Here is a 24,212-nt window from a genome sequence, read left to right on the forward strand (position 1 = left end):
TGTCGTTCATAGTCATCGCACCCCGCCTTAGCGGCGCTTCGACTTGCGGTCGTCCTTGACGTGGCCGCGGAAGGTGCGGGTCGGCGCAAACTCGCCGAGCTTGTGGCCGACCATCGACTCGGTGACGAACACCGGGACGTGAATCTTGCCGTTGTGCACCGCGATGGTGTGACCCAGCATGCTGGGAATGATCATCGAGCGCCGGGACCAGGTCTTGATGACGTTCTTGGTGCCAGCTTCGTTCTGTACGTCCACCTTCTTTACGAGGTGTCCGTCGACGAAGGGCCCCTTCTTGAGACTGCGCGGCATCTAAACCCGCTCCTAGCGCTTCTTGTTCGACTTGCGGCGGCGGACGATGTACTTGCTCGATGCCTTCTTCGGCGAGCGAGTACGACCTTCCTTCTGACCCCACGGGCTGACCGGGTGACGACCACCGGAAGTCTTGCCCTCACCACCACCGTGCGGGTGGTCAACGGGGTTCATCGCGACACCACGAACGGTCGGGCGGACGCCCTTCCAACGCATACGGCCGGCCTTGCCCCAGTTGATGTTCGACTGCTCGGCGTTGCCGACCTCGCCAATCGTGGCGCGGCAGCGGGCGTCGACCAGGCGGATCTCACCGGAAGGCATACGAAGGTGGGCCATCGTGCCCTCCTTCGCCAGCAGCTGCACGGAGGCACCCGCGGAACGGGCGAACTTCGCGCCGCCGCCGGGCCGCAGCTCGATGGCGTGGATGGTCGTACCGACCGGGATGTTGCGCAGCGCCAGGTTGTTGCCGGGCTTGATGTCGGCGCCAGGGCCGTTCTCAATCCGGTCACCCTGCGTGAGCCCACGCGGTGCGATGATGTAGCGCTTCTCGCCGTCTGCGTAGTGCAGCAGCGCGATGCGCGCGGTGCGGTTCGGGTCGTACTCGATGTGAGCGACCTTCGCCGGCACGCCGTCCTTGTCGTGACGACGGAAGTCGATCACGCGGTAGGCGCGCTTGTGTCCGCCACCCTGGTGGCGAACGGTGATCCGACCGGCGTTGTTACGGCCGCCCTTGCTGTGCAGGGGGCGGACCAGCGACTTCTCCGGCGTGGACCGCGTGATCTCGACAAAGTCGGCTACGGAGGAGCCACGGCGGCCCGGCGTAGTCGGCTTGTACTTGCGGATTCCCATTTCTCAGTCCTCGTCCGATTCCGGACGATCCAGACCGCCGTTAGGCGGTCGGACCGCCGAAGATGTCGATACGGTCGCCCTCGGCGAGGGTCACGATGGCGCGCTTCGTGTCGGAGCGCTTGCCGAAGCCGGTCTTGGTGCGCTTGCGCTTACCCTGCCGGTTGATCGTGTTGACCCCGGTGACCTTGACCCCGAAGACCGCCTGGACGGCCTGCTTGATCTGGGTCTTGTTGGAGCCGGGCGCGACGATGAACGTGTACTTGTTCTCGTCGAGCAGCGCGTAGCTCTTCTCGGATACAACCGGCTTGACGAGTACGTCACGCGGGTCCGTGAAGGTCTTGCTGGTTACGGTCGCCTCAGCCATCAGACGTCGCTCCCTTCGGTCTCATCGGCCTTGGTGGGGCCAGACACGAAAGACTCGAAAGCAGCCTTGGTGAAGACCACGTCGTCAGAGACGAGCACGTCGTACGTGTTCAGCTGGCCCGGCTCCAGGAGGTGCACCTGGGGCAGGTTGCGGGCGGAGAGCCACGCGGCCTCGTCCGAACGCTCGGCGATCAGGAGCACGTGCTTGCGCTCGCTGACCTTGCCCAGCAGGTTCTTCGCGGCCTTCGTGGACACAACCGCGCCCTCGACCACGTCGGAGACGACGTGGATGCGAGCGTTGCGGGCCCGGTCGGTGAGGGCGCCACGCAGAGCGGCGGCCTTCATCTTCTTGGGCGTGCGCTGCGAGTAGTCACGCGGCTGCGGGCCGTGGACGACGCCACCGCCGGCGAACTGCGGGGCGCGGGTCGAACCCTGACGGGCGCGGCCGGTGCCCTTCTGGCGGTACGGCTTCCTGCCGCCACCACGGACTTCGCCGCGACGCTTGGTCTTGTGCGTGCCCTGACGGGCAGCGGCCAGCTGTGCGACAACGACCTGGTGGATCAGCGGGATGCTGACCTTGGCGTCGAAGATCTCCGCGGGGAGTTCGACGGTCCCGGCCTTGTCGCCTGCCGGCGTAAGGATGTCAATGGTGCTCATCGGTTCCTCAAACCCCCTTGGCCGCGGTGCGGACCAGGACGAGGCCACCGTTGGGGCCGGGGACGGCGCCCTTGATGAGCAGCAGACCCTTCTCGGCGTCAACGGCGTGGACGGTCAGGTTCTGGGTGGTGACCCGCTCGTTGCCCATACGACCCGCCATGCGCATGCCCTTGAAGACACGGCCGGGAGTGGCACAGCCACCGATGGAACCGGGCTTGCGGTGCACGCGGTGGGCACCGTGGGAAGCCTTGCCACCGGCGAAGTTGTGACGCTTCATGACACCGGCGAAGCCCTTGCCCTTGCTCTTGCCCGTGACGTCAACCTTGACGCCGGACTCGAACACCTCGGCAGTGATCTCCTGGCCGAGCGTGTACTCGCTGGCGTCGGAGGTGCGGAGCTCCACCAGGTGGCGGCGCGGGGTCACGTCGGCCTTGGCGAAGTGGCCCTTGAGGGGCTTGTTCACCTTGCGAGGGTCGATCTCGCCGAAGGCGATCTGGACCGACTCGTAGCCGTCGGAGTCATTCGTGCGGACCTGGGTCACGACATTAGGCCCGGCCTTGACGACGGTCACCGGGACAACCCGGTTGTTCTCGTCCCAGACCTGGGTCATGCCGAGCTTCTCGCCCAGGATTCCCTTAATCTGCTTAGCCATCTCCGCGCCCCTCAGAGCTTGATCTCGATGTCAACGCCGGCCGGAAGGTCCAGGCGCATCAGCGAGTCAACGGTCTTGGGAGTGGGGTCGAGGATGTCGATGAGGCGCTTGTGCGTGCGCATCTCGAAGTGCTCGCGAGAATCCTTGTACTTGTGCGGCGACTTGATGACGCAGTACACGTTCTTCTCTGTGGGCAGCGGCACCGGGCCTGCGACCGACGCACCAGTGCGAGTCACCGTCTCGACGATCTTCTTCGCCGAAGAGTCGATGACCTCGTGGTCGTAGGCCTTGAGCCGGATGCGGATCTTCTGTCCCGCCATGGCTACCTAGTAGTCCTGTTCTCTCATAACGCTCTGGGACCCGGGGGCTGTCTGTGTCAGCACGGTTCTCTTCTCCGACCCACGCGGTCGGGCGTGTCGCATCCTCGCCACATAGAAATCCCTGAAGGTTTTCCCTGCAGTAGGGGATGCGGTCCGCGACCGCAAGCCGAGGGCGGAACACCCACCGGGCGCCTGGTATCAGCCCCGCTGACGCTTCCCGAAAGATTCCCGTACGTCCGCCCCAGCGCTGCCCGGAGGGGCAGTTAGGGCGACGAGTACTGTGGGACTCGCTTCCGGTCCTCCCGACGGGAGGCGCGCAGCATCGGCACTCAACCGAGCAACCCCGACAGTCTGCCATACGGGGCACAGCCCGCGCCAATCGGGCGCAAGAGATTACCCCGTGCGTGACGGACGTCAAACCCAGTGCTCCGGCCGGGCGCGCCGCAGCCGCCCGGCCGTGGCGCTCGGTTCAGAGCCGTCCGGCGTCGCGGCGCCTTCGCCTGGCTACCACGAGACCGACGGTCAGAGCGGCGGCGGCAGCCGTCAGCCCGACACCGAGGACGGTCTGGCCGGTCCCGCTGCCACCTGCGACGGTGCTGCCGGTACCGCCCCTGACGCCGCGACTGGGGGACACCGTGGGCTGCACGGGCGCGGCGGTGGCCGGGGTGGTGGCTGTGGTGGCCGGACCGCTATCCGGCACCGTGTCCGTGGCCGGCTCTGTGGCCTCGGTGGTGGCGGGCGCCGGGGTGACGGCTGTGGCCGTGCCGATCTCGCCCCTGCTGGGCAGGGCCTCGCAGGCGATGCCGTCGTCCTCCCCCGGGTCCTCGTCGAGCCCGCTCGGGTCACTGGTGTCCCGGCTGAACTCCGCCTGCGCCTCCTCCTGGAAGGTGAAGTCGCTGCAGTCGAGGTCCGGCTGCGCGTGCGCGACGCCGGACAGCGGAATGGAGACGGCTGCGGTCAGCACCAGGGCCGCTGCGGCGGTACGAAGGTTCATTTCTCGAACGTAAGCAGCGCGATCTTTCCCTGCCACTCGACCGCGACTGCTCCGAACGTGTCGGGGGCCCCGGAGAATCGGGGAGCCCTGCCGGGCAACCCGGACGCCCGGGCAGCCGTCTAGACCAACGCGGCCCGGCCTCGGGGGGCGGGCCGCGCCATCAGATCGACGGGGATGTACGCGCGCCGCGGGGAGCACCCGCAGCGGGGGAAGCGGACGGAGCGCGGGCCTTGGGCAGCACGAATGAAGGCGCTCCCGTGCGCCCGGAAGAGGTCCCGGAGGAGGCCCCGGAAGAAATCCCGGCACCGGAGCGGCCGGGGCCGCGCCCTGCCCGGCGCGCCCTGCTCACCTCGACTGCCGCCCTCACCGCCGGGCTCACCCTCGCCTCGTGCTCCGTACCCGCCCCGCGCCGCACGGGCCCCGCGCCCGATCCGATGCCCGGCAAGCAGATATCCAGCCCACGCCGGGCCCTGCTGATGCAGATACTCGCCCACCCGGACGACGACCTGTACTTCATGAACCCGGACACCCGGCACACGCTGGATTCCGGCGTCCCGCTGGTCTGCGTGTACGTCACCGCGGGCGAGGCCAACGGCGTCAACCGGATCCCCGGCGCCGGGCCGCAGCCGGCCGACCGGACGGCGTACTCCTCCGCCCGCCACCAGGGACTGCGCCAGGCGTACGCGGCCCTCCTGGGCCTCCCCCGGTTCACGAAGTGGCAGAAGTCCGTGACCACCCTGCGCGGGGACCGCAGGGCCGAGCGGAACACGCTCGCGAACGGCGGGCGCCGGGTCGATCTGGTCTTCCTCAACCTGGCCATGCACACCACGCGGGGCCGGATGGGCCTGCCCAGCCTCTGGGAAGCACGCGGGCTTTCGCTGCGCACCGTCGTGGCCGACGACTCGCCGCTGCAGAAGGCCGGATCGTACGACTACGACGGGCTCGTCGACGTACTCGCGGGGCTGATGGAGCGCTACCGCCCCACGCTTGTGCAGACCCTCGACCCGGACCCCGACATCCAGCACAGCGACGAGGCCACCCGGCGCCGCGACAGCGAACAGCCCGGGTACTCCGACCACGCCGACCACACCGCCGTCGCGTCGTTCGCCTGGGCCGCGATGATCCGGCGGGTCGCCGAGGCCACGGAGGGCGGCGGAGAGGTGCCGGCCTTCGTCGCGGCGTCCTATCGCGGCTACTACAACCGCCACTGGCCGAAGAACCTCCCGGAGCCCGTCCTACGGGAGAAGGCATCCCATCTCGTCCCGTACGGCGGGGCTCCCCACTGGGAGTGCGGCAACCCGGCGGGCTGCGGCGACTACAACGTCGGCGGCGACCGCCCGCTCACCAACCCCAAGGGCTGGGTCCGCTCGACCCACTACCGCTACCCCGGCACCCGCCCGGTCGTCACCACCGGCCGCGACGGGCGGCTGGAGGCGTACGGCGTGCTGGGCCTGCGGCTCGCGCGCTGGCGCGAGCCGCAGGCCGGCAGCAGCGCGTGGGGCGCCCCGGTCGACCTCGGCGGCGGTCCGCTGGCGCCCGCACTCGGCTCGGCGGCACTCCGTGACGGCCGGCAGCTCCTCTTCGGCCTGCGCTTCTCCGCGCTCGCGGGCCATGGCGCGGCCAACACGCGCGAGATCGTACTGCTCGAACAGCGGACGCCCGGCGGAGCGTTCGGTGCCTGGACCGGCCTCGGCAACCCGGAAAGACGGCACGACCGGGGCCGCCGCATCGGCTCCCCCGTCGCGGTGGCGGCGCCCGACGGCCGGGTCCACCTCTTCGTACGGAACGCGGACAAGGGCGTCAGCACGCGGGTCCGCGACACGGCCGGCCGCTGGGGCGCCTGGCGCGACCTCGCCGGCGGCGAGATCCAGGACGGCCTCGCCACGGCGGTGGACGGGCGCGGCCGGGTCCACGTCTTCGCAGCGGGACACGAGACCATCCACCACTGGACCCAGGACGCCCCGGACGGCCCGGTGGGCCCGCGCCCGGGTACGGGCCTGCCCACCCCCGGCGGCTCCCTCACCGCGCAACCGGCGCCGGACGGCGGCATCGACCTGCTGTACCGCCGCCCCGCCACGTCCCGCCTGACGACGGCCCGGGTCGGCGGCACCGGCCCGGCCCGCCTGCGCTTCCACGGTTACGGCGCGGTGGGCGCCGCAGCGGCACCGAAGGGGCCGGTCCTGGTGGGCCGGGACCGCGAGGGCCGGGCCCAGCTGCTCAGGGCGGGCCGGGTAATCCGGCGCGAGAGATCCCCCGCCTCCCTGGAGGGCCCCACCCTGCACCTCGGCCCCCGGGGCCCGGTCGTGGTCGGCATGGGCCCGGACGCCCACCCCTGGCTCTGGCGGCCGTAGGAGAAGGCCTGCGCAACGACAGAAGGGCCCCGGCACCCGTCGCGTGAACGACGGGGCCGGGGCCCTTCTTGGTGCTCGTGCAGGAGCAACCAGGTCAAGCCAACAAACTACTTGTTGATCTTGGTGACCTGGCCGGCGCCTACGGTCCGGCCACCCTCACGGATGGCGAACTTGAGGCCCTCCTCCATGGCAACCGGCTGAATCAGGTTGACCGTCATGATGGTGTTGTCACCAGGCATGACCATCTCGGTGCCCTCGGGAAGGGTCACCACGCCCGTTACGTCCGTCGTACGGAAGTAGAACTGCGGGCGGTAGTTGTTGAAGAAGGGGGTGTGACGGCCACCCTCGTCCTTCGACAGGATGTAGGCCTGGGCCTCGAACTCGGTGTGCGGCGTAACCGAACCGGGCTTGATGATGACCTGGCCGCGCTCGACGTCCTCGCGCTTGATGCCACGGAGGAGGAGGCCGACGTTCTCGCCCGCCTGACCCTCATCCAGCAGCTTGCGGAACATCTCGATGCCCGTGACCGTGGTGGTGGTCTTCTCTTCCTTGATACCCACAATGTCAACAGTCTCGTTGACCTTGAGGATGCCGCGCTCGATACGACCGGTGACGACCGTGCCACGACCGGTGATCGTGAAGACGTCCTCGATCGGCATCAGGAACGGCTTGTCGACGTCGCGCTCGGGCTGCGGGATCGACTCGTCGACGGCCTTCATCAGGTCGAGGACGGTCTGGCCCCACTCCTTGTCGCCCTCGAGCGCCTTGAGCGCCGAGACCTTGACGACCGGGAGGTCGTCGCCCGGGAACTCGTACTCGGAGAGGAGCTCACGGACCTCGAGCTCGACGAGCTCCAGGATCTCCTCGTCGTCCACCATGTCGGCCTTGTTCAGCGCGACAACGATGTACGGCACGCCTACCTGGCGGGCCAGGAGCACGTGCTCCTTGGTCTGCGGCATCGGGCCGTCGGTGGCGGCGACCACGAGGATGGCGCCGTCCATCTGCGCCGCACCCGTGATCATGTTCTTGATGTAGTCCGCGTGACCGGGGCAGTCGACGTGCGCGTAGTGACGCGACTCCGTCTGGTACTCGACGTGCGCGATCGAGATCGTGATACCGCGCTGGCGCTCCTCAGGAGCCTTGTCGATCTGGTCGAAGGCCGAGGCCTCGTTCAGGTCCGGGTACGCGTCATGCAGCACCTTGGTAATCGCCGCGGTCAGCGTCGTCTTACCGTGGTCAATGTGACCGATGGTGCCGATGTTGACGTGCGGCTTAGTCCGCTCGAACTTCGCCTTCGCCACTGGGTCCTCCTGGAGTGGTTCTGTACGCCTTGCTTCATCGGCGCCAGGTGATCTTTGCTGGGGTGCCGACCGCCGGGGTTTCCCACACGGGTCGCGGGGAAAGCCCCGACAGTCGGGTCAAGCCTAAAGCGTCAACTCGGGGGAGTTACTCGCCCTTGGCCTTCGCGATGATCTCCTCGGCGACGTTCCGCGGAACCTCGGCGTAGGAGTCGAACTGCATCGAGTAGCTTGCGCGACCCGAGGTCTTGCTGCGGAGGTCTCCGACGTAGCCGAACATCTCCGAGAGGGGCACGAGGCCCTTCACGACGCGAGCGCCGCTGCGCTCCTCCATGGCCTGGATCTGGCCACGGCGGGAGTTGAGGTCGCCGATGACATCGCCCATGTAGTCCTCGGGCGTGGTGACCTCGACGGCCATCATCGGCTCGAGGAGCACGGGAGAGGCCTTGCGGGCACCCTCCTTGAACGCCTGCGAACCGGCGATCTTGAAGGCGAGCTCGGAGGAGTCGACCTCGTGGTAACCACCGTCGAGAAGGGTGACGCGAACGCCGACCATCTCGTAGCCGGCCAGGATGCCGAACTGCATGGCTTCCTGCGCGCCCGCGTCCACCGACGGGATGTACTCCCGGGGGATGCGGCCACCGGTGACCTTGTTGACGAACTCGTACGAGGCGTCGCCACCCTCGATGGGCTCGAGGGCGATCTGCACCTTCGCGAACTGGCCGGTACCACCAGTCTGCTTCTTGTGCGTGTAGTCGATGCGCTCGACGGCCTTGCGGATCGTCTCGCGGTAGGCGACCTGGGGCTTGCCGACGTTCGCCTCGACGCGGAACTCGCGCTTCATGCGGTCGACAAGAACCTCGAGGTGAAGCTCGCCCATACCGCCGATGACGGTCTGGCCGGTCTCCTCGTTGGTGTGCACCTGGAAGGAGGGGTCCTCCTCCGAGAGACGCTGGATGGCAACACCCAGCTTCTCCTGGTCACCCTTGGACTTGGGCTCGATCGCGACCTCGATGACCGGCGCCGGGAAGTCCATGGACTCCAGGATCACCGGCTGCTTCTCGTCGCACAGCGTCTCACCGGTGGTGGTCTGCTTCAGGCCCATGACGGCGATGATGTCGCCGGCGCCCACCGACGCGATCTCCTCACGCTTGTTCGCGTGCATGCGGTAGATCTTGCCGATGCGCTCCTTCTTGCCCTTGACCGAGTTCAGCACGGAGCTGCCGGCCTCGAGGCGGCCCGAGTAAACCCGGACGAAGGTGAGCTTGCCGAGGTGCGGGTCGCTCATGATCTTGAATGCAAGACCGGAGAACGGCTCGTCGTCGGAAGGCTTGCGCTGGACGACCTTCTCCGGGTCCTTGACGTCGTGGCCCTCAATGGCCTCGACGTCCAGGGGGGAAGGCAGGTAACGCACGACCGCGTCGAGCAGGGGCTGGACGCCCTTGTTCTTGAACGCGGTGCCACAGAACACCGGGGTGACCGTGACGGAGTCGGCGCTGCCCTTGGACGCGAGGGTGATGCGACGGATGGCGGCGTACAGCTGCTCCACCGACGGCTCCTGGCCGTCGAGGTACAGCTCCATCATCTGGTCGTCGTTCTCCGCGACAGCCTCGAGGAGCTTGCCGCGCCATTCCTCGGCAGCCTCGGTGTGGGTGTCGGGGATGTCGACGATGTCGTACATCTCGCCCTTGGCGGCCTCGGCGGACCAGACAAAGGCCTTCATCGTCACGAGGTCGACGACGCCCTTGAAGTCTGCTTCAGCACCGATGGGGAGCTGCATGACCAGCGGAACCGCACCGAGGCGGTCGACGATCATGTCGACGCAACGGTGGAACTCGGCGCCGGTGCGGTCGAGCTTGTTGACGAAGCAGATACGCGGAACGCCGTAGCGGTCCGCCTGACGCCAGACAGTCTCGGACTGCGGCTCGACGCCCGCCACACCGTCGAACACGGTGACGGCACCGTCGAGGACGCGGAGCGAACGCTCCACCTCGACGGTGAAGTCGACGTGACCGGGGGTGTCAATGATGTTGATCGTGTGATCAACCTCATTGAGCGGCCAGTGGCAGGTCGTCGCGGCAGACGTGATCGTGATGCCGCGCTCCTGCTCCTGCTCCATCCAGTCCATGGTGGCTGCGCCATCGTGGACTTCACCGATCTTGTAGCTCACACCGGTGTAGAAGAGGATCCGCTCGGTGGTGGTCGTCTTGCCCGCGTCGATGTGGGCCATGATCCCAATGTTGCGGACCTTGGCCAGGTCAAGCGAAGTGGTGGCCATAAGGCTCAATCTTCTCTCGGTCTCGATGTGGGTAGCGACTACCAGCGGTAGTGCGCGAAGGCCTTGTTCGACTCGGCCATCTTGTGGGTGTCCTCACGCTTCTTGACGGCAGCGCCAAGACCGTTCGAGGCGTCGAGCAGCTCGTTCATGAGGCGCTCGGTCATGGTCTTCTCACGGCGGGCGCGGGAGTAACCCACGACCCAGCGCAGCGCGAGGGTGGCCGCACGACCGGGCTTGACCTCGATCGGCACCTGGTAGGTCGCGCCACCGACACGGCGGGACTTGACCTCGAGCGAGGGCTTGACGTTCTCGAGCGCGCGCTTCAGCGTGATGACCGGGTCGTTGCCGGTCTTCTCGCGGAGGCCTTCCATGGCGCCGTAAACGATGCGCTCGGCGGTGGAACGCTTGCCGTCAAGCAGAATCTTGTTGATCAGCGACGTGACAAGAGGAGAGCTGTAGACCGGGTCAATGATGACCGGGCGCTTCGGGGCGGGGCCCTTACGAGGCATTCTTACTTCTCCTTCTTGGCGCCGTAGCGGCTGCGGGCCTGCTTGCGGTTCTTGACACCCTGGGTGTCGAGCGAGCCGCGGATGATCTTGTAACGAACACCCGGCAGGTCCTTCACACGGCCACCACGCACGAGCACGATCGAGTGCTCCTGCAGGTTGTGTCCCTCACCCGGGATGTAAGCAGTGACCTCGATCCCGCTGGTCAGACGCACACGCGCGACCTTACGCAGGGCCGAGTTCGGCTTCTTCGGGGTGGTCGTGAACACACGCGTGCAGACGCCGCGGCGCTGAGGGGAACCCTCGAGTGCGGGCGTCTTGTTCTTCTCGACCTTGTCCTGCCGGCCCTTGCGGACCAGCTGCTGGATCGTAGGCACTACTTCTCCGGTTTCTGTGTGCCGATCACTGTGAAACTAACCTGGAACACCACCGACCCACGCGGTCGGGTGTGTCGAACACTGCAAGTCCCCGCGATCGCGAGGAAGACACAGGTTGCGGTGTGTTGTAGACCTGACTCTCACCGAACGGACATACGCACGCACGGGAGCCCAGACACACCCCAGGCACAAGGTCTGAGCGTACCTACCTCATGGACTCCGGTCAAAACAAATGCCCACGCGCGGGACAGGACGGGCACCCGGTCAGGGGCCCTCGCCCTCTTCGCGGTCCTGGCGGGAGGAGAGCCGGGCCGTGCGGAGCCTCGGTATCGTCGGAACTTTGGAGCTGCGGCTCTTCGGGACGAGAGTGGCGCGGGTGGTGCGCCGGGCGGGCGGGGCGTCGCGTACGGCGGCGGGGTCCGGGCCGGCGGGTTCTTCACCGCGCGGCGGCGTGGTGGGGGCCGGGGTGGCCGTCCGTATCTCTGTCGCGTCGTGCGTACCCGTCTCGTGCTCCGGTCCGCCCCGCCCCTCGCGTCCCGCGCCTCCGTCCTGGCCGTCCTGGGGGAACGGGATCACCGCGGCTCGGCCCGGTGTGCGGGAGACCAGGGAGAGGCGCCGCGCCTGGTCGGCCCGGCGCAGGACGTCGTCGTACTCGGCGGCCGCGTCGCGCTAGCCGTTGGCGTACGCGCGCAGCTCACGGCGTTCGATCTCCGTGCGCAGCAGGACGACCAGCTCCTCGGGTCCGTGACCCTCCAGGTACTCGCCGAGCGAGGCGAGGAGTCCGGGCAGGTCATGCGGGAGCGGCCGGGGCTTCGGAGGCGGCGGGCCGGCGCCGGGGCGGGAGGAGTCGCCGGGCGGCCGGGAGCGCTCGTCGCCCTCGACCATGCGTCTCTCTTTCCCGTCCCGTCCCGTCACTGCGCGGCGCGGCGCCGCCGCAGGCATTGCCTGCCTGCGCGCGGAGGGAGACAGGCCGCAGCAGCTTACTCGGCGCCCACCGGGCGCTACTCCCCGATGCGCCGCCGGTCATGCCGGTCGGCGACGGGCGGGAGGAACTGCCCGGCCACCCGCATGAACATGTCGCGCTGGTCCTCGGGTACGCCCAGTCCGGCCGCCGCCTCCTCCAGGGTCAGCCGCGGGGCCCCGCCGTCCGCGCCCGTGGGCGCGGCGCGGGGCCGGTCGGGGAGAGGGAGGTCCTCCTCGCTGAGCCGGCCGGAGCGGATGAGCATGTCCCGGACCGGCACGCGCAGGACGTGGGCGAGGCGCCGGGTGGTCTCCAGGTCCGGCATGCTCTGGCGTTGCAGCAGCCGGGTGATGGCGGCGCGATGGACGCCCGCCTCGTCGGCCAGCCGGGACTTGCCCCCGCCGCGGGGACTGTCGATGTCGAAGCCACGCTGCCGGATCAGGTCTTCGACCCAGCTCGCGAACCGGTCGAGCTCGCTGATGGTCATGAGATTGCCTCCCTCCGAAGCAGGAAACAGCCTAGCGCGCTTGCGCGCGCAGAATTACCCGCACGGAAGCTGGTTCTTGGGAGGATTTGTGTCCACACGGGTAGCTTACTGCCCGGCACCACCAAGGAAATATGTTGTTGCGCGCTCGCTCGCAACATGTCAGTCTGCGGTCATGACCTCATTAGCCCCGCAGCACGACGACGAGCGCGACCCGCTGTCCTCGTGGTGGCGTTCGGCCGCCGCCTGCTCCGGACTGCCGCCGCAGATCGTCTTCGCCCGCCGGGAGAGGGACGCGGCGCCCGCCCTGCGCGCCTGTGCGCGCTGCCCGGTCGTGCGTCGCTGCGAGGAGACCGTGGCCCCCGCCGACAGCTGGTTCGACGGCGTCAGCGCCGGACGCCTCTGGCGCAACGGCCGCCCGGTCACCCGTACCCCGCACACCGCCCAGCACCGAGGGGAACGCTGATGGCACCCACCACGCCCGCACCGGCCCACGACACCGCACTCTGGCTCGCCCTGCTGGTCCGCCAGCTCCCCGAGCTGTTCGCCGAGCTGTCCCCCGGCACCCGCGGGCGGTCCGGTGACCGCCCGGAACCCAGCGCCGCCGAACTCGCCGCACGTGACGCCCGCATCCGCGAGGAGCGCCGCGACGCGCTCGCCGTCGAGCGGGACCACGGTCTCAGCGTCCCCGGCCACTCCGCCGCGCCGCTGCGGCTCCACGTCTCCGACGCGCTGCGGGACATCAGCGACGGCGTGACCGAGCTCGACGAGGCGGTGCACGAGAAGCTCGGCCTCGGCCGGCCCCGCCGCGCCGGGGTCCCGCAGCGGCTCGCCCGCATCGGTGCGCTGCTCGACCGGGTCGCCGTACACCCCGTCCTCGCCGGCCACGTCCGGGACGAACTGCGCCGGATGGCCCGGCGCTGCGGGCGCGCGCTGGGCGACACCGAGCCGATGGTCCGGGTCGGCGGCCGCTGCCCGTGGTGCGCTTCCGTGTCGCTGCGCGCCTTTCCGGCCCGGCGTGCCGTGCTGTGCGTGAACCCCGCCTGCCGCTGCGCCGACGAGGACTGCGACTGCCGTACGGACCCCGTCTTCCGGCACGTGTGGCGCGAGGGCGCCTGGACCGCTCTGGTCGCGAGCGGCGGCGACCCGCGGGAGATGGGCGTCGCCCTCGACGAGCGCGCCCCCGCCCCGGAGGGCGCCGGGGAGGCCCGATGAGCGCCTCGGCCCAGCCCCTGATCACCGGCGCGCTGGCCGCCCGGGAGGTCGCCGTGGCTCCCGCGACCATCCGCAAGTGGGTCCAGCTGGGGCACCTCGCGCCGGCCGGGCGGCAGGGCCGGGCGCAGCTCTTCCGCCTGGAGGACGTCTTCGCTGCGGAGCGCGCCGCCCGCCGCCGCTCCTGACCGCACGTACCCCTTTCTCCTCACGCGGGAAAAGCGAGGCGGCCGCACCCTGTCGTGGGTGCGGCCGCCTCGCTTCGTGCGATACGGGGCCGGGGGCCCGGCCGGGCGGGCGCCGCGTGCGTCAGGGGCGTTGCCCCCGGCCGGGGCGTGGGGCCGCGCCGGGGTCGTCGACGGGGTCGGGGAGTCGCAGTATCCGGGCCGGTTCGCTCTCGTCGCCCGTCACCAGGTCCATCGCCTCGCGCCAGCCGCTCGTGAACCCACGGACCTCCGCGTCGATCACCACGCGCGCACCGACCTTGTTCACGACCGCGGCGATCGCGCGAGCGACTTCCGCGTTGTACGTACCGGCCTCTCCGGCCTCGGCCGCCACCTCCACCGCCGCGGCCACCACGTCGGCAAGCCGCTCTCCGGCACTGTTCACCATCGCACCTCCCCCTTCACCGTTCGGCGCCCACGCTCCAGAATCGCCACCTTCTCGAATGTGCGTTCGATGCGGGCAGCGTAACGCAGGCAAGCCGGGGCGTGCGGCGCCTCACCGGCCCCACACGCCCCGAATTGCTCACGCGAGCAGGCTAATTGCGCGCTCGCGCGATCTCGCTCCGGCTTCGCACGCACGCCGCTCAGCGCGCCGCCGCCTGCCACAACGTGACCGCCAGCGCCGCACACGACGTCAGCGCGGCCAGCGAGGGCAGCGGCCAGCGCGAGCGTTCCAGCGCGTCGAGCCGCTCCTCGTGCTCACCGAGCACCTTGTCCGTCTGGTCGGCGCGCTGCAGCAACAGCGCCAGATCGCCTCGTGTGGTGGCGAATCCGACGTCCACCGACCGCCGCAGCCGTTCCAGCTCCACCACCACGCCTCTCTCCTCGTACTCCCGCATCATCCGCGGACCACCTCTCCTTCTGTCGCGCTCAGGCCCGCGGGACGCGGAGCCGTTCCCAGCTCGCCCGCCCCGGGGTGCCGTCCGCGTCCGTACCGCGATAGCCGAGCTTGCGCTGCCAGGCGGCGTACGACGCCCGGTCGGCGGCGCCCCAGACCGGGCCGGGACCGACCGAGTACCGGCCGCACCCTTCGGCCACCAGTCGCCTTCCGACCGCCGTGAACAACGGATCACGATGGCCAGGTACGAAGAAGGCGCCGCCGGGGAACGGCGCGTACGGCGAGGCGGGCGGCTTCGGCGGTGCCGGCCGCGAGGGCCCCGGGCGCCCGCCGATCCGCGCGCCGATCCGGCCCCGCATGCCGTCCATCGAGAACGACGGGTCGATCTTGCGCCGGGTCCACTCCTTGTGCCCCAGCACGCTCGCCGCCGACCAGCCGTGCGCGCGGCACAGCGCCGCGGACAGCCGCTCGACGGCGTCGAGCTGGCCCGCCGGGTAGGGGTCGGCGCCGTCGCCGAGGTTCTCGATCTCGAAGCCGTAGAACCGGGCGTTGCCGTCGACGGCATCCGGACCCGGCTTCGGCAGCGCCCGCTCCTCGCGGACCGCGTTCAGCACGGCGGCGCAGCCGTTGCCCGCGTGGTTGGTACGGCCGTACCCGACCAGGTGCACCGTGCCGTCCTTGGCGATGACGCCGATGCACAGCGGCCCGGGGAGTTCGGGCGTGCCCCGGCGGCAGAAGCCGACGCTGCTGGAGCCGGCGGTGTGGTGGAGCATCACGCCGTTGACGGGCCCCCAGGCGCCTTTGTGGTTGCGGTGGTGGGTGCGCCAGTCGGCGTGCTCGGTGAGACGGACGCCTTCTTCGCGCAGGGCGCGGGCGAAGGCGTGGGCTGACAGGGGTGCCGCCATCAGGACCTCCTGGGGTCGGGGCACAGCGGGTGCGTGCGCAAAATGGCCCCGGCCCGCCGTGGGACACGACGGGCCGGGGCCGGCGGAAGCGGGCGCGAGGTCAGTGGACCGGGTCGATCCGCAGGAAACGGTGGGCGAACGTCGCCGTGCTGGTCGTCGCCGAGGACCGGTACGCGGGCGTGGCGGTGTACGAGACGCCGCCGCTCAGCCCGCTGACCTGGAACTGGGTCGACGCGGAGCACTGCATGCCGCCGCCGAAGATCGCCGCACGGGTGTCGGCGGTGGCCAGGGTGACCGTCGTGCCCTGCTTGACGGTCATCGACATGAAGCCCGCTCCGGTGGCCACGCTGCTGTTGATCCGGGCGCCGACCGTGACGAGGACGGTGCCGGACGGCGGCGCGGTGAAGGCGGCGGCCATCGTGTCCCCGGTGGATCCCGTCAGGGCTTCGATGTACGACGCGGAAGCCGTCGTACCGGCCACGGGATTGAGCTTCAGCACCGGGCTCGGCGCGACCGGGTGCCAGTAGCTGCCCGTGTAGGAGTAGTACCGGCCGGGGGTGGTGACCCAGGCCAGCATCCCGGTCACCGGCGCGGCGATCGCGGACAGGTTGACGGTGTTGGCGACCCGCAGCACCGTCCGGCCGTCGAGCGCCTCGGCGAGGGACTGGAGGTGCAGCGGCACGTTGGCCGCGTCGGTGGGCTGCGGGTAGGGAAGGTTGCTGAGCGGGGTGAGCTGGACCATGACAGGGGCCTCCTGGGAAGCGGGTACGAGAAAGGCCGGCGCCCCGCAGGGCGCCGGCCCGCTGTCGGACGTGGCGGGATCAGCCGCCGAGTGGCGGCGGCAGGGTGTCCGGCGGCATGCCGCCGTCGCCCTCCCGTGTGACCGGATCGTCGATCGGCACCGGGATCGGCGCGGGGGCGTCCGGCGAGGGATACGTCGGATCCCCCGGCGGCGACTGCTCCCCCGGTCCCTCCCCGCCGGCGTCTTCCGGCGCGACCGCCACGGGGTCCACCACCGGCTCCGGCTCCGGCGTACGCGCGCCGTCCGAGGTCATGCCGCACCTCCCAGCGTCTCCACCAGCGTCCGGTAGGTGAGCTGCTCCGCCGTCAGATCGGCGAGCTGCGCGTACTGCGCCGTCACCATCTGGTACGTCCGCAGCCGCCCGTACGCCGGATCGAGCGGCGCGTCGGGCACCAGGCCCTCGTCGGCCGGGACGCCGTTGTACCCGGTCCCGCGCAGCGTCAGGACCTGCTGCGGCGCGGAGCCCGCCGTGTACGTGGTGCGCATGCCGACCACCCACGCCAGGGTGTCCAGCTTCGCCCCGGCCGAATCGACCACCCGTACCACGTCGCCCAGTTGGAGCCGGGGATCGTGCAGCACCTCCACCTCGCCGAGGACCGGCACCGGGTACCGCCCCGCGTCGAGCATCGCCTGCGCGAGGGTGTACGCCGTGGTCGCCGACTGCACCCAGTCCGACGCCGGCGCCAGGTACTGCTGCTTGCCGTAGTGCTGCTGGCTCGCCGGGCTCCAACGCGCCCACACCCGCTGCGTCGGGTCCGCCGACCGCTTGAGCGGGTCGATCTGCACCGACGGCTTGCCGTCCTTGGTGACCGTCCACACGCTGGTGGTCCCGGTGTTCGTGAACCGGACGATGTACGCCGGCCCCTCACGGCGGGAGCTCACGGTGACCTGGCCCTTCACCGCCGTACCGCCCGTCGCCGTACTGCCGAACCGCACCCGGTGGCTGGCGATCGACGCGGACGTGTCGTCCGCGATGGTCGGCGGGCCGATGTCGCTCTCGTCCTCCCCGATCGCGTACGTCACCTCCTCCGGTATCCCGGGCTTGATCTCCCTGATCCGGGTGTCGGTCTGCGCCGTACCGTGGGCGAGCCCGATGCCCGCCCAGTCCTGGTACGGCTGTTCGCAGTGGTTGCGACAGGCGTCGATCTCCTCGCTGACGGTCAGCGCGGAGATGTCGCGGACCGTGGTCACCGTCGCGTCCGGGGCGACCGGCACCTTGGTGAAGCGCGACGGGCCGCGCCAGCGGAAGACACCCTGCTCGTCGAACTCGGCGGTGGACATCGACGCGCGGGCGATCTCGCTGATCGCGTCCCACTGGGAGCCCGACACCTTCGGGATGTCGAACAGCGGCAGCGCGTCGTCGTCCAGTTCCGCGCCCTTGCGCCACTGGTCCTTCTGTTCCCACTCGGCGCGCGGGTAGGACGCGGTGTCCGCCCACACCCGGTCGGTGACCTGGAGGCACTCCACGGCCATGTCCGTGACCAGGTCGATCTGCTGGAGCTCGGAACGCGGGTGCGCGGCGGCCGCCTCGACGTACGTCGCCATGCCGCCCACGTGGTACGAGCCGTCGGGCGCGGTGAGCCGCGGCTGCACCGTCGGCAGCACGGTGGCACCGGTCCCCCGGGTGTCCACCATGAACCCCAGGTGCCAGCTGCCCCGCAGGGCGGCCAGCTTGGGGAACGTCCACTCGAAGTACCAGTAACCGCCGTCGACCGTCCCGGACGAGATGCGCACGGTCCCCGTCGAGATGTCGAACCGCCCGCTGAGATAGCCGGAAGCCCCGCCACTGCGGTCGAAGAGCGCCTTCATCTCGATCAGGCTGTCCTTGGCCAGCGCCGTGTTCGCCCAGCACTCGACCTGGAACACCTTGCCCGGCAGCACGAACCGCGAACGCGGCATCCACGCCGCCCGCAGCGCCGGCTGCTCCGGCATCAGCGCCATCTCGAACGGCGCTCCGTCCCGGATCCAGCGGTACGAGCCGCTGCCGGGGAGGACCTCGGGCTGCCCGTACGTCGAATTGAACCCGCCGTGCAGCGACGCGTACAGCACCGTGAACGGGGCCACGTCCTTGTCGTCCGCGAGCGGGGCGCGCGGCGGCGGGCACGTGTGGATGCCGCCCTGGCGGAGCAGTTCGTCCACGCACCACGTCGCCGTGGCGACCGGCCGGCCCCAGTAGAAGCCGTGGTAAGGGCGCGGCAGCGACGCCGGGCCGCGCAGCCGCTCCGCCCCGTCCAGCGCCTGGACCGTGACCGTGTCACTGCCCGAGGCGGCCGACCGGGAGCGGACCGTGCCCCGGAACGCGGGCAGCGTCCGGTCCGCGACCCCGGCGGAGTGCACCACGGACTGCCCCGGGCGCACCACGTCGCCGGTGGACCGGTCGGCCCACGCCGAGTAGAGGCGCGGCGCGTGCTCACCGTCGGCCCCGCCGAGCAGGACCTCCAGCTGCGCCGAGGCGCTGCCGGAGACCGCCCGCATGGCTTCCGGGAGGTCGGTGTTGTACGCCCGCTCCACCTTCCAGGACTGGACCTGCGGGCCGAGTTCCGCGCCGCCGAGCCGGGTCGAGTGCGCGGGCACCCGCTCGGGCGCGGCGAGCGCGGCCTCCATGTCCTCGTCAGTTGGCTGCACCGCGCACCTCCACGAGATCGATTGCGATGTTCCGGTACGGCAGCCGGGCCGACGGCGTATCCGTCAGGCCGGTGACCGCCATCGGCGGGCAGCCGTCACCGAGCGCGTGGGCGACCGGGGCCTCGCCGATGGTGAGGCAGGCCCCGGCCAGCGCGATCGCGCCGGTCTGGCCGGGCCGGCCGACCGGAGTGACGAAAGCGGCCTCGGCCGGCGCCGTACCGGTGACGACGGGGCCGGACACCGCGGTCGTCGAGAGGTACGAACCGTCCACCGTCTTCCAGTCGAGCTGTGCGGTGCACACGGCGTCGTCCCACTCCGGCGGGACCATCCACGACACGTTCATGCCCGGAGCCACCGGCCAGCCGCTCCAGGTGCCGTGGGTCCAGCCGACCGCGCTCGCCACGTCCTTGCAGTCACCGGTGAACACGTCGCCGGCCGACGGCCGGAACGTGAGGTCGCCGGCCACCGTGAACCAGTGGTCGCCGCCACGCGGGTCGCGGCTCTGCCCGGCCGCCTGGAGCGGGTCGAGCAGATTGACCGAAGCGGGGTCGAGTACGACGGCCGAGCCCCCGGCGGGCACGTCGCGGCCGAGCATGCCCGGCCCGGTGACCCTGCGCGCGAGCCGGACGAGATGCTGGGCGTCGTCCGGCTCCAGCCACTCGAACGAGAGCTTCATGCGGCGTGTCGTCCTGGGCGGGGCGACGAGCGTCACCCGGCCCTCCAGGGAACGGAATTCGGTGATGTTCAGGTCCGCGCTGCGGTCCCAGCTCTTCGCCGCCTGGGAGATCTCCCGCAGCAGACCGGGCTTCCCGATCCAGAGGTTCCTTGCCATGTCTGCCTACCTCCGGGCGAGCTGGCGCTGCCCGACGAGGACGGCGCGGGCGATGGTCTGGGAGTCCACCTGTACGTGGACGGGACGCTCGGCGAGCCGCTCGACGGCCTCGGCGAGCCGGGCGATCTGCGCCCGCCCGGCGCCGGGGCTCATCATCCGGTCGAGCCTGCTCAGCGGGATGACGGCCTCGGACTCCCCGCCCTCACCGATCAGCGCCAGCGTTCCGCCGTTGCGCGCCGGAACGACACCGCCCTTGGCGAGGTGCGGAACCGGGATCTTCGGCAGGTTGATCGAGAACGACTTGCCGCCGAACTTGGGTACCCAGCTGGGGATGCTGACCTTGAACCCGTTCAGGGCGCCGATGACGACGTTGACGGCGCTGGCGAAGCCCCGGAACGGTGTGAGCAGGACGTTGCCGATACCGCGCAGGATCGGCCCGATCGCCTTCATCGCCGCCGAGGTGGCGGACGAGATGGCGGCCATGCCGATCTTGAAGCCCTTCCGTACGACCGCGACGATCTTGTCGACCTTCACGAACTGAAGGATCAGCGGCGCGAGCAGCGCCATGATCAGGCCGAACGGGTTCGCGGCCATGACCAGGTTGAGTCCCCGCTGCGCGAGGCTCGCACCCTTGAGCCCCTTGGCCAGGCCCCCGCCCATGGTCCGCCCGGTCTTGTCGGCGTTCTTGCCGGCCTTCCCCACGGACTTCTCCACGGCGTCGGACTGCTGCTTCACCCCCCGCAGAGCGGTCTTCGCCCGGTCTGCGGAGCCCTTGAGCTTGTCCAGGGCGCTCTTGAGCTTGTCGGCCCCGCCCTTGGCCTTGCCCAGTGACGTGTCCGCGTTCCGCAGCCCGGTCCGCAGACTGCCCACCGCGCTGTTCCCGTTCGCGGCCGCGGTCCGCAGCTTCCCGATCGACGAGCTGGCCCGGTCGGCCCCGCCCCTGACCTTGCCCATGGCGCTGTCCGCCTGGCCGGCCCCCGTCTTCAACCGGTTCAGCGGGGCGACGGCGTTCCCGGCGGCGCGCTGCAGCGCGTTGACTCCACGCCCCGCGGTGTCGGCCGTGGACTTGAATCCCCGGAGTGAACCGGAGGCTTTGTTGAGTGAACTCACGAGAGACATGTCTGTTCCAATCCATTGATCACCCGACTTTCCGCACGCATTAGCCGAGAGCGGCGATGAGCCCGTTGATACGGCGCTCCAGATTGTTGAGGTGCCGCGCCGTCTGCGTGGCATCCGCGGCGGACTGCGGAGTCGCCTGCACGCCTCGCGCGACGCTGTTCGCCGACCTGCCCTGCACGCGCCGCATATAGTCCTCGACGATTCGAATTCGCGTGTTGTGGCCGCTGAATTCCCGCTCGATCTTCCCCGGCGGGTATTTGTCGATGAAACGCTGCACGTGCGGCCGGAGCTCCTTGGCCAGGTCCAGGGCCGCCTGCGCATGGACCTTCAGCTGTTCGGGCGTCTGGCCGAGGCGCCGGTTCTGGGCCTCCTCGGCCCTCGCCGCGAGGTCGATCCCGGTCCACTCCGCCTTGAAGACGGTCGCCTCCGCATTCAGTACGTTGGCGGTGGCCGCCACTCCGTTGAGCTCGGGTTTGATCCCGTTCACCGCAGCGACGAGGCCGTTCACCTCGGATTTGACGAGGGTGAATTCGGGCTTTTTCACCAGCTCGCGTGCGGTGTACTTCTTGAAAGCCTCGACGAATCCGTTTTCTCCTTTCGACTTCTCGGCAGCCGGTACGGGGCTGGGGGCCGGATTTCGCGGTATGCGCAGGTCCGGATCGGCCATGACGACACTTCCTCTCCCTGATTTCTGTGTGCTAGCGTCCGGGGCGGTTCGCTGTCCGTGCACCACGCGGGACCGAGGGGACACATGGGGATATTCCTGGGTTTACTGTCCGTGATCATCGCTGCGGGCATCCTGTGGATGAGCCGGCTGATCGCCCGGAAGGCCGTCGGGTTCCTTCGCCGGACCCTGGACGGCCTGCGCGGCACCGTCGGCGTCGTGGGCACCTGTGTCAGTTCGGGTTCGTCCCGCCACCTGTACCGCTTCACCACTGCGGACGGCGAGAGCCAGCACGCGTACGTCACGCGGACCTCGGACGACGACCGGCGGAAAACCGGCTCCCGAGCGCGCCTGCGCTACCGGAAGGACGACCCGAAGACCGTTTCCTTCGCGGTCGTGGACCTGGTCGCGATGCCCCTGGGCACAAGCGCGTTCTTCTTCCTCGCGGCGTTCGTCGCCGCCACCGCACTGCTCGTCCTCTTCCTGGGGTACGTGGCGGTCACCGAACTCTGAGCCCGGCCGCTGTCGCTCCGGTCACCCGAAGAACGTCACCAGCTGCGCCGGGCTCGGGCCGGCCGCTTCCGGCTCCGCCGCCGACGCGACCTCGTGGGGCTCCGTGCCGGGGCGCGGCACGGGCGTCGGAAAGTCGAGCCGCTCGCTGTCCTCGTCCTGATTGACCGTGGCGAACATCCAGTTCGCCTCGGCGAGCTGGTCCACCGCCGTAGCCAGCAGATAGTCGGAGACCGACCACTCCGCGGCCTCCCCGTGCAGTTCCCGGGCCACCGCGCTGTCCCGAGGCAGATGCTTGAGCAACACCGACAGCCGGCGAGAGGTCAGGCTGCCCCGGTACCAGTCGAGCAGATCGAGGCCGTAATGGCGGAGGAGATCCGCCTCGAGGGCCTCGGCGTGTTCGTCGACGAACACGCCGAGGCTCAGCCTTCCCCCAGGCCGAGCCCGGTCTCCTTGCCGTACGCCTCCAGGATCGCGGCGATGTCCTGCATGGTGATCTCGTGGCGGTCGAACCGCGCGTACTGCTTCTCCCCGAGCAGCAGCCGCAACAGCCCGTCGACGTCGTCGTCGTCGAGCGCGCGCAGCTTGCGGGCGACGGCGCGGGTCAGCTCGGTGGGCAGCTCGAAGACGTCGTCGTCGAGCTCGAAGGTCCAGGCGCGGCCAAGCGCTTCGAGGCGCTGGGCGCGGGCCGCGTTGACGTTGAAGCCGGACATGCGGGGGCTCCTCTGCGGAAGGCGGAAGGCGGAAGGGAACGGAAACGGGTGACGTTCGGGGGAAGCGGTGGCGGGGGCCCGAAGAGCCGGGCCCCCGCCGCCGTCGCCGGGCCTTACGCAGCGGAGAAGGACTTGTCCTTCATGATCCACGTCGCCAGGGTCGAGCTGCCCTCGGAGGCCAGCGCCGTGAAGGTGACGCCCAGCTTCAGCGCCCCGGTGCGGGTCAGCGCGATCTCCTCGGTCTCGGTGACCTGACCGCGCGGGATGATGAAGCGGTACGTGACGTCCGCGCCGTCCTTGAACTCGATGCCGAGCTGGCGCTCGTCCTGCTTCGGCTCGGCGGCCAGCTTGTACTGGTACGTGTCGGTGACGCCGGTGGCGGTCACCGGGGTGACGGCGTCGCCACCCATGAAGAACGACAGGGTGTCCTTGTTCAGCTGGAGCAGCTGGAACTTCACCGTCAGATCGCGGTCCGAGTAGATGAAGCGGGCCGGGCTCACCGACTGCCAGGTGTCGACCGGGTCGATCTTGTCCTTCTTGTTGAACTTGATGCCGTCGGTGGTGGTGTAGCCCAGCTCGGTCCAGCCGGCCGCCCACTCGTCGCCGGTGTGCGCCGGCGCGGCCGGGCCGGTCGTCCCGGCCTTCGCGACCAGGATCCGGCCGCTGCCGGCCACACGGATCTGGCTGCCGTTGTTGCCTGCCATGTCTGCTCCTCGGTGATTCGGAAATGACGAAGGCCCCGCCGGTGGCGGGGCCTGAAAGGAAGAACGCTCGGGTCAAGCGGGTCGGACGGAGATCCGGACGGTGGAGAGGTACCGGTTGCCGGCGGGCCGGTTGTAGTCGGGCAGCCAGCGCGGCCCGTCCGCCTCGGCGACATCGGTGACCGCGGCCCCGCCGTAGGTGGTGCCGGACAGGGCGAGTACGGCGGCACGCGCGGCCAGCGCCACGGTGTGCGCCGCCGTCTTGTCCGGCCCGTACGCCTCCAGGTCGATCAGCGGCTGGTCGAGATGGAGGTCGTCCACCCACGCGCCGCCGACGCGGGAGACGAGGACGGCCTTCTGCGTGCCGTCGAAGCCGGCCGGGGGCCGGTTGTCGACCACCGTCCCGGCCAGCTCCGGCCGGTTCTTGAGGTGATCGACAACGAGCCGTTCCGCGTCCGGGAAGGCGAGGGGACTCACATGGACACTCCCTTCGGGGGCCTGTGCTGCGGAAAACACGAAGCGGCAGATCCGCCGCCCGGGTACCGGACGCAGTTCTGCCGCTGCACCAACTGTGATCCATGGAGCCCGACTTCGCAACTCAGTACGAGAACCGGTCCCGCGAACGCCGCAGGGCGGCCACCCCGTGAGGGGTGACCGCCCTGCGGACG

The 24,212-nt window shown here is 70.0% G+C and carries 32 protein-coding genes; 5 read left to right on the top strand and 27 right to left on the bottom strand.

Going from position 1 to position 24,212, the window contains the following annotated elements; genetic code table 11:
- Window positions 1–27: 27 nt before the first annotated feature.
- The 7 genes from rpsS to ACWIHY_RS16810 all read right to left on the bottom strand — a co-directional run bounded on the left by rpsS (window position 28) and on the right by ACWIHY_RS16810 (window position 4,144).
- Entirely contained in the window at window positions 28–309 is a 282-nt protein-coding gene (rpsS, locus tag ACWIHY_RS16780; protein WP_138894198.1) for a 30S ribosomal protein S19, read from the bottom strand.
- A gap of 12 nt (window positions 310–321) precedes the next feature.
- Window positions 322–1,158, bottom strand: a complete 837-nt coding sequence (gene rplB / locus ACWIHY_RS16785; RefSeq protein WP_069927446.1) for a 50S ribosomal protein L2 — start codon at window positions 1,156–1,158, stop codon at window positions 322–324.
- 40 nt (window positions 1,159–1,198) lie between these two features.
- Complete coding sequence (rplW, locus tag ACWIHY_RS16790) at window positions 1,199–1,522, bottom strand: 50S ribosomal protein L23 (RefSeq protein WP_215135509.1); 324 nt, start codon at window positions 1,520–1,522, stop codon at window positions 1,199–1,201.
- Window positions 1,522–2,178 carry a 50S ribosomal protein L4 gene (rplD, locus tag ACWIHY_RS16795; protein ID WP_454376395.1) on the bottom strand — a complete coding sequence of 219 codons (657 nt, stop codon included), beginning with the start codon at window positions 2,176–2,178 and terminating at the stop codon, window positions 1,522–1,524. The genes rplW and rplD overlap by 1 nt, the downstream gene beginning before the upstream one ends.
- A gap of 7 nt (window positions 2,179–2,185) precedes the next feature.
- Window positions 2,186–2,830, bottom strand: coding sequence for a 50S ribosomal protein L3 (gene rplC / locus ACWIHY_RS16800; RefSeq protein ID WP_028812377.1), 645 nt, complete (start codon window positions 2,828–2,830; stop codon window positions 2,186–2,188).
- A gap of 11 nt (window positions 2,831–2,841) precedes the next feature.
- Window positions 2,842–3,150 carry a 30S ribosomal protein S10 gene (gene rpsJ / locus ACWIHY_RS16805; protein ID WP_003948644.1) on the bottom strand — a complete coding sequence of 103 codons (309 nt, stop codon included), beginning with the start codon at window positions 3,148–3,150 and terminating at the stop codon, window positions 2,842–2,844.
- Window positions 3,151–3,619: 469 nt separating this feature from the next.
- Window positions 3,620–4,144, bottom strand: coding sequence for an excalibur calcium-binding protein (locus ACWIHY_RS16810; RefSeq protein WP_454376396.1), 525 nt, complete (start codon window positions 4,142–4,144; stop codon window positions 3,620–3,622).
- 296 nt (window positions 4,145–4,440) lie between these two features.
- Here ACWIHY_RS16810 and ACWIHY_RS16815 point away from each other — a divergent pair, with 296 nt between their 5' ends.
- Entirely contained in the window at window positions 4,441–6,495 is a 2,055-nt protein-coding gene (locus ACWIHY_RS16815; protein WP_454376534.1) for a PIG-L family deacetylase, read from the top strand.
- A 107-nt stretch (window positions 6,496–6,602) separates the two neighbouring features.
- Here the strand turns inward: ACWIHY_RS16815 and tuf are convergent, their stop codons facing one another.
- From tuf to ACWIHY_RS16850, 7 genes are all read right to left on the bottom strand, one after another.
- On the bottom strand, window positions 6,603–7,796 hold the full coding sequence (tuf, locus tag ACWIHY_RS16820) for an elongation factor Tu (RefSeq protein WP_454376397.1): 1,194 nt from the start codon (window positions 7,794–7,796) through the stop codon (window positions 6,603–6,605).
- Window positions 7,797–7,941: 145 nt separating this feature from the next.
- The gene (fusA, locus tag ACWIHY_RS16825; protein WP_454376398.1) at window positions 7,942–10,071 is read right to left on the bottom strand and encodes an elongation factor G; all 2,130 of its coding nucleotides are present in this window, start codon (window positions 10,069–10,071) and stop codon (window positions 7,942–7,944) included.
- 38 nt (window positions 10,072–10,109) lie between these two features.
- Window positions 10,110–10,580: a 30S ribosomal protein S7 gene (gene rpsG, locus ACWIHY_RS16830; protein WP_028812383.1), complete on the bottom strand. Its 471-nt coding sequence runs from the start codon at window positions 10,578–10,580 to the stop codon at window positions 10,110–10,112.
- Window positions 10,581–10,582: 2 nt separating this feature from the next.
- On the bottom strand, window positions 10,583–10,954 hold the full coding sequence (gene rpsL / locus ACWIHY_RS16835; protein WP_003948652.1) for a 30S ribosomal protein S12: 372 nt from the start codon (window positions 10,952–10,954) through the stop codon (window positions 10,583–10,585).
- 264 nt (window positions 10,955–11,218) lie between these two features.
- Window positions 11,219–11,530, bottom strand: a complete 312-nt coding sequence (locus tag ACWIHY_RS16840) for a hypothetical protein (RefSeq protein WP_454376399.1) — start codon at window positions 11,528–11,530, stop codon at window positions 11,219–11,221.
- A 93-nt stretch (window positions 11,531–11,623) separates the two neighbouring features.
- Window positions 11,624–11,839 (bottom strand): hypothetical protein, encoded by a 216-nt coding sequence (locus ACWIHY_RS16845; protein ID WP_454376400.1) that lies wholly within the window; start codon window positions 11,837–11,839, stop codon window positions 11,624–11,626.
- Between the two features lie 116 nt (window positions 11,840–11,955).
- Complete coding sequence (locus ACWIHY_RS16850; protein ID WP_454376401.1) at window positions 11,956–12,402, bottom strand: helix-turn-helix domain-containing protein; 447 nt, start codon at window positions 12,400–12,402, stop codon at window positions 11,956–11,958.
- A 172-nt stretch (window positions 12,403–12,574) separates the two neighbouring features.
- Here ACWIHY_RS16850 and ACWIHY_RS16855 point away from each other — a divergent pair, with 172 nt between their 5' ends.
- The 3 genes from ACWIHY_RS16855 to ACWIHY_RS16865 are packed head-to-tail and all read left to right on the top strand — an operon-like array spanning window position 12,575 to window position 13,799.
- On the top strand, window positions 12,575–12,865 hold the full coding sequence (locus tag ACWIHY_RS16855) for a WhiB family transcriptional regulator (RefSeq protein WP_454376402.1): 291 nt from the start codon (window positions 12,575–12,577) through the stop codon (window positions 12,863–12,865).
- Window positions 12,865–13,614 carry a hypothetical protein gene (locus tag ACWIHY_RS16860; RefSeq protein ID WP_454376403.1) on the top strand — a complete coding sequence of 250 codons (750 nt, stop codon included), beginning with the start codon at window positions 12,865–12,867 and terminating at the stop codon, window positions 13,612–13,614. The genes ACWIHY_RS16855 and ACWIHY_RS16860 overlap by 1 nt, the downstream gene beginning before the upstream one ends.
- A complete protein-coding gene (locus ACWIHY_RS16865) occupies window positions 13,611–13,799 on the top strand; it encodes a hypothetical protein (RefSeq protein ID WP_454376404.1) in 189 nt (62 codons plus the stop codon). Before ACWIHY_RS16860 ends, ACWIHY_RS16865 begins: the two co-directional genes overlap by 4 nt.
- Window positions 13,800–13,920: 121 nt before the next feature.
- Here the strand turns inward: ACWIHY_RS16865 and ACWIHY_RS16870 are convergent, their stop codons facing one another.
- The 9 genes from ACWIHY_RS16870 to ACWIHY_RS16910 all read right to left on the bottom strand — a co-directional run bounded on the left by ACWIHY_RS16870 (window position 13,921) and on the right by ACWIHY_RS16910 (window position 21,623).
- Window positions 13,921–14,223 carry a hypothetical protein gene (locus ACWIHY_RS16870; RefSeq protein ID WP_454376405.1) on the bottom strand — a complete coding sequence of 101 codons (303 nt, stop codon included), beginning with the start codon at window positions 14,221–14,223 and terminating at the stop codon, window positions 13,921–13,923.
- A gap of 196 nt (window positions 14,224–14,419) precedes the next feature.
- Window positions 14,420–14,677: a hypothetical protein gene (locus ACWIHY_RS16875; protein WP_138901621.1), complete on the bottom strand. Its 258-nt coding sequence runs from the start codon at window positions 14,675–14,677 to the stop codon at window positions 14,420–14,422.
- Window positions 14,678–14,705: 28 nt separating this feature from the next.
- Window positions 14,706–15,578, bottom strand: coding sequence for a peptidoglycan-binding protein (locus tag ACWIHY_RS16880; protein WP_454376406.1), 873 nt, complete (start codon window positions 15,576–15,578; stop codon window positions 14,706–14,708).
- A 100-nt stretch (window positions 15,579–15,678) separates the two neighbouring features.
- Window positions 15,679–16,320 carry a hypothetical protein gene (locus ACWIHY_RS16885; RefSeq protein ID WP_454376407.1) on the bottom strand — a complete coding sequence of 214 codons (642 nt, stop codon included), beginning with the start codon at window positions 16,318–16,320 and terminating at the stop codon, window positions 15,679–15,681.
- A 79-nt stretch (window positions 16,321–16,399) separates the two neighbouring features.
- Window positions 16,400–16,633, bottom strand: a complete 234-nt coding sequence (locus tag ACWIHY_RS16890) for a hypothetical protein (RefSeq protein WP_454376408.1) — start codon at window positions 16,631–16,633, stop codon at window positions 16,400–16,402.
- Window positions 16,630–19,005 carry a hypothetical protein gene (locus ACWIHY_RS16895; RefSeq protein WP_454376409.1) on the bottom strand — a complete coding sequence of 792 codons (2,376 nt, stop codon included), beginning with the start codon at window positions 19,003–19,005 and terminating at the stop codon, window positions 16,630–16,632. The genes ACWIHY_RS16890 and ACWIHY_RS16895 overlap by 4 nt, the downstream gene beginning before the upstream one ends.
- A complete protein-coding gene (locus tag ACWIHY_RS16900; protein WP_454376410.1) occupies window positions 18,992–19,837 on the bottom strand; it encodes a hypothetical protein in 846 nt (281 codons plus the stop codon). Before ACWIHY_RS16900 ends, ACWIHY_RS16895 begins: the two co-directional genes overlap by 14 nt.
- A gap of 6 nt (window positions 19,838–19,843) precedes the next feature.
- The gene (locus ACWIHY_RS16905) at window positions 19,844–20,956 is read right to left on the bottom strand and encodes a hypothetical protein (RefSeq protein WP_454376411.1); all 1,113 of its coding nucleotides are present in this window, start codon (window positions 20,954–20,956) and stop codon (window positions 19,844–19,846) included.
- Between the two features lie 40 nt (window positions 20,957–20,996).
- Window positions 20,997–21,623: a hypothetical protein gene (locus ACWIHY_RS16910; RefSeq protein WP_454376412.1), complete on the bottom strand. Its 627-nt coding sequence runs from the start codon at window positions 21,621–21,623 to the stop codon at window positions 20,997–20,999.
- An 84-nt stretch (window positions 21,624–21,707) separates the two neighbouring features.
- Between ACWIHY_RS16910 and ACWIHY_RS16915 the strand changes: the two genes are divergently transcribed.
- On the top strand, window positions 21,708–22,133 hold the full coding sequence (locus ACWIHY_RS16915; protein WP_454376413.1) for a hypothetical protein: 426 nt from the start codon (window positions 21,708–21,710) through the stop codon (window positions 22,131–22,133).
- A gap of 21 nt (window positions 22,134–22,154) precedes the next feature.
- Here the strand turns inward: ACWIHY_RS16915 and ACWIHY_RS16920 are convergent, their stop codons facing one another.
- The 4 genes from ACWIHY_RS16920 to ACWIHY_RS16935 all read right to left on the bottom strand — a co-directional run bounded on the left by ACWIHY_RS16920 (window position 22,155) and on the right by ACWIHY_RS16935 (window position 24,021).
- Window positions 22,155–22,544, bottom strand: a complete 390-nt coding sequence (locus ACWIHY_RS16920) for a hypothetical protein (protein WP_454376414.1) — start codon at window positions 22,542–22,544, stop codon at window positions 22,155–22,157.
- Between the two features lie 8 nt (window positions 22,545–22,552).
- Window positions 22,553–22,843 carry a hypothetical protein gene (locus ACWIHY_RS16925; protein ID WP_454376415.1) on the bottom strand — a complete coding sequence of 97 codons (291 nt, stop codon included), beginning with the start codon at window positions 22,841–22,843 and terminating at the stop codon, window positions 22,553–22,555.
- A 113-nt stretch (window positions 22,844–22,956) separates the two neighbouring features.
- Window positions 22,957–23,547, bottom strand: coding sequence for a phage tail tube protein (locus ACWIHY_RS16930; protein ID WP_454376416.1), 591 nt, complete (start codon window positions 23,545–23,547; stop codon window positions 22,957–22,959).
- Between the two features lie 72 nt (window positions 23,548–23,619).
- Window positions 23,620–24,021 carry a hypothetical protein gene (locus ACWIHY_RS16935; protein ID WP_454376417.1) on the bottom strand — a complete coding sequence of 134 codons (402 nt, stop codon included), beginning with the start codon at window positions 24,019–24,021 and terminating at the stop codon, window positions 23,620–23,622.
- Window positions 24,022–24,212 lie beyond the last annotated feature (191 nt).

The organism is Streptomyces sp. NPDC055287 (genome assembly GCF_053646035.1).

What these genes read in the sequence shown, in the direction of transcription:
- ACWIHY_RS16850 (WP_454376401.1), bottom strand. Translation starts at nt 12,402, where the DNA reads ATGACCATCAGCGAGCTCGACCGGTTCGCGAGCTGGGTCGAAGACCTG.
- fusA (WP_454376398.1), bottom strand. Translation starts at nt 10,071, where the DNA reads ATGGCCACCACTTCGCTTGACCTGGCCAAGGTCCGCAACATTGGGATC.
- rpsG (WP_028812383.1), bottom strand. Translation starts at nt 10,580, where the DNA reads ATGCCTCGTAAGGGCCCCGCCCCGAAGCGCCCGGTCATCATTGACCCG.
- ACWIHY_RS16885 (WP_454376407.1), bottom strand. Translation starts at nt 16,320, where the DNA reads ATGGTCCAGCTCACCCCGCTCAGCAACCTTCCCTACCCGCAGCCCACC.
- rplD (WP_454376395.1), bottom strand. Translation starts at nt 2,178, where the DNA reads ATGAGCACCATTGACATCCTTACGCCGGCAGGCGACAAGGCCGGGACC.
- ACWIHY_RS16900 (WP_454376410.1), bottom strand. Translation starts at nt 19,837, where the DNA reads ATGGCAAGGAACCTCTGGATCGGGAAGCCCGGTCTGCTGCGGGAGATC.
- ACWIHY_RS16845 (WP_454376400.1), bottom strand. Translation starts at nt 11,839, where the DNA reads ATGGTCGAGGGCGACGAGCGCTCCCGGCCGCCCGGCGACTCCTCCCGC.
- ACWIHY_RS16870 (WP_454376405.1), bottom strand. Translation starts at nt 14,223, where the DNA reads ATGGTGAACAGTGCCGGAGAGCGGCTTGCCGACGTGGTGGCCGCGGCG.
- rplC (WP_028812377.1), bottom strand. Translation starts at nt 2,830, where the DNA reads ATGGCTAAGCAGATTAAGGGAATCCTGGGCGAGAAGCTCGGCATGACC.
- ACWIHY_RS16910 (WP_454376412.1), bottom strand. Translation starts at nt 21,623, where the DNA reads ATGGCCGATCCGGACCTGCGCATACCGCGAAATCCGGCCCCCAGCCCC.
- ACWIHY_RS16860 (WP_454376403.1), top strand. Translation starts at nt 12,865, where the DNA reads ATGGCACCCACCACGCCCGCACCGGCCCACGACACCGCACTCTGGCTC.
- ACWIHY_RS16875 (WP_138901621.1), bottom strand. Translation starts at nt 14,677, where the DNA reads ATGATGCGGGAGTACGAGGAGAGAGGCGTGGTGGTGGAGCTGGAACGG.
- ACWIHY_RS16915 (WP_454376413.1), top strand. Translation starts at nt 21,708, where the DNA reads ATGGGGATATTCCTGGGTTTACTGTCCGTGATCATCGCTGCGGGCATC.
- rplB (WP_069927446.1), bottom strand. Translation starts at nt 1,158, where the DNA reads ATGGGAATCCGCAAGTACAAGCCGACTACGCCGGGCCGCCGTGGCTCC.
- rpsJ (WP_003948644.1), bottom strand. Translation starts at nt 3,150, where the DNA reads ATGGCGGGACAGAAGATCCGCATCCGGCTCAAGGCCTACGACCACGAG.
- ACWIHY_RS16865 (WP_454376404.1), top strand. Translation starts at nt 13,611, where the DNA reads ATGAGCGCCTCGGCCCAGCCCCTGATCACCGGCGCGCTGGCCGCCCGG.
- ACWIHY_RS16810 (WP_454376396.1), bottom strand. Translation starts at nt 4,144, where the DNA reads ATGAACCTTCGTACCGCCGCAGCGGCCCTGGTGCTGACCGCAGCCGTC.
- ACWIHY_RS16890 (WP_454376408.1), bottom strand. Translation starts at nt 16,633, where the DNA reads ATGACCTCGGACGGCGCGCGTACGCCGGAGCCGGAGCCGGTGGTGGAC.
- ACWIHY_RS16925 (WP_454376415.1), bottom strand. Translation starts at nt 22,843, where the DNA reads ATGTCCGGCTTCAACGTCAACGCGGCCCGCGCCCAGCGCCTCGAAGCG.
- ACWIHY_RS16930 (WP_454376416.1), bottom strand. Translation starts at nt 23,547, where the DNA reads ATGGCAGGCAACAACGGCAGCCAGATCCGTGTGGCCGGCAGCGGCCGG.
- rplW (WP_215135509.1), bottom strand. Translation starts at nt 1,522, where the DNA reads ATGGCTGAGGCGACCGTAACCAGCAAGACCTTCACGGACCCGCGTGAC.
- ACWIHY_RS16855 (WP_454376402.1), top strand. Translation starts at nt 12,575, where the DNA reads ATGACCTCATTAGCCCCGCAGCACGACGACGAGCGCGACCCGCTGTCC.
- ACWIHY_RS16880 (WP_454376406.1), bottom strand. Translation starts at nt 15,578, where the DNA reads ATGGCGGCACCCCTGTCAGCCCACGCCTTCGCCCGCGCCCTGCGCGAA.
- ACWIHY_RS16905 (WP_454376411.1), bottom strand. Translation starts at nt 20,956, where the DNA reads ATGTCTCTCGTGAGTTCACTCAACAAAGCCTCCGGTTCACTCCGGGGA.
- rpsS (WP_138894198.1), bottom strand. Translation starts at nt 309, where the DNA reads ATGCCGCGCAGTCTCAAGAAGGGGCCCTTCGTCGACGGACACCTCGTA.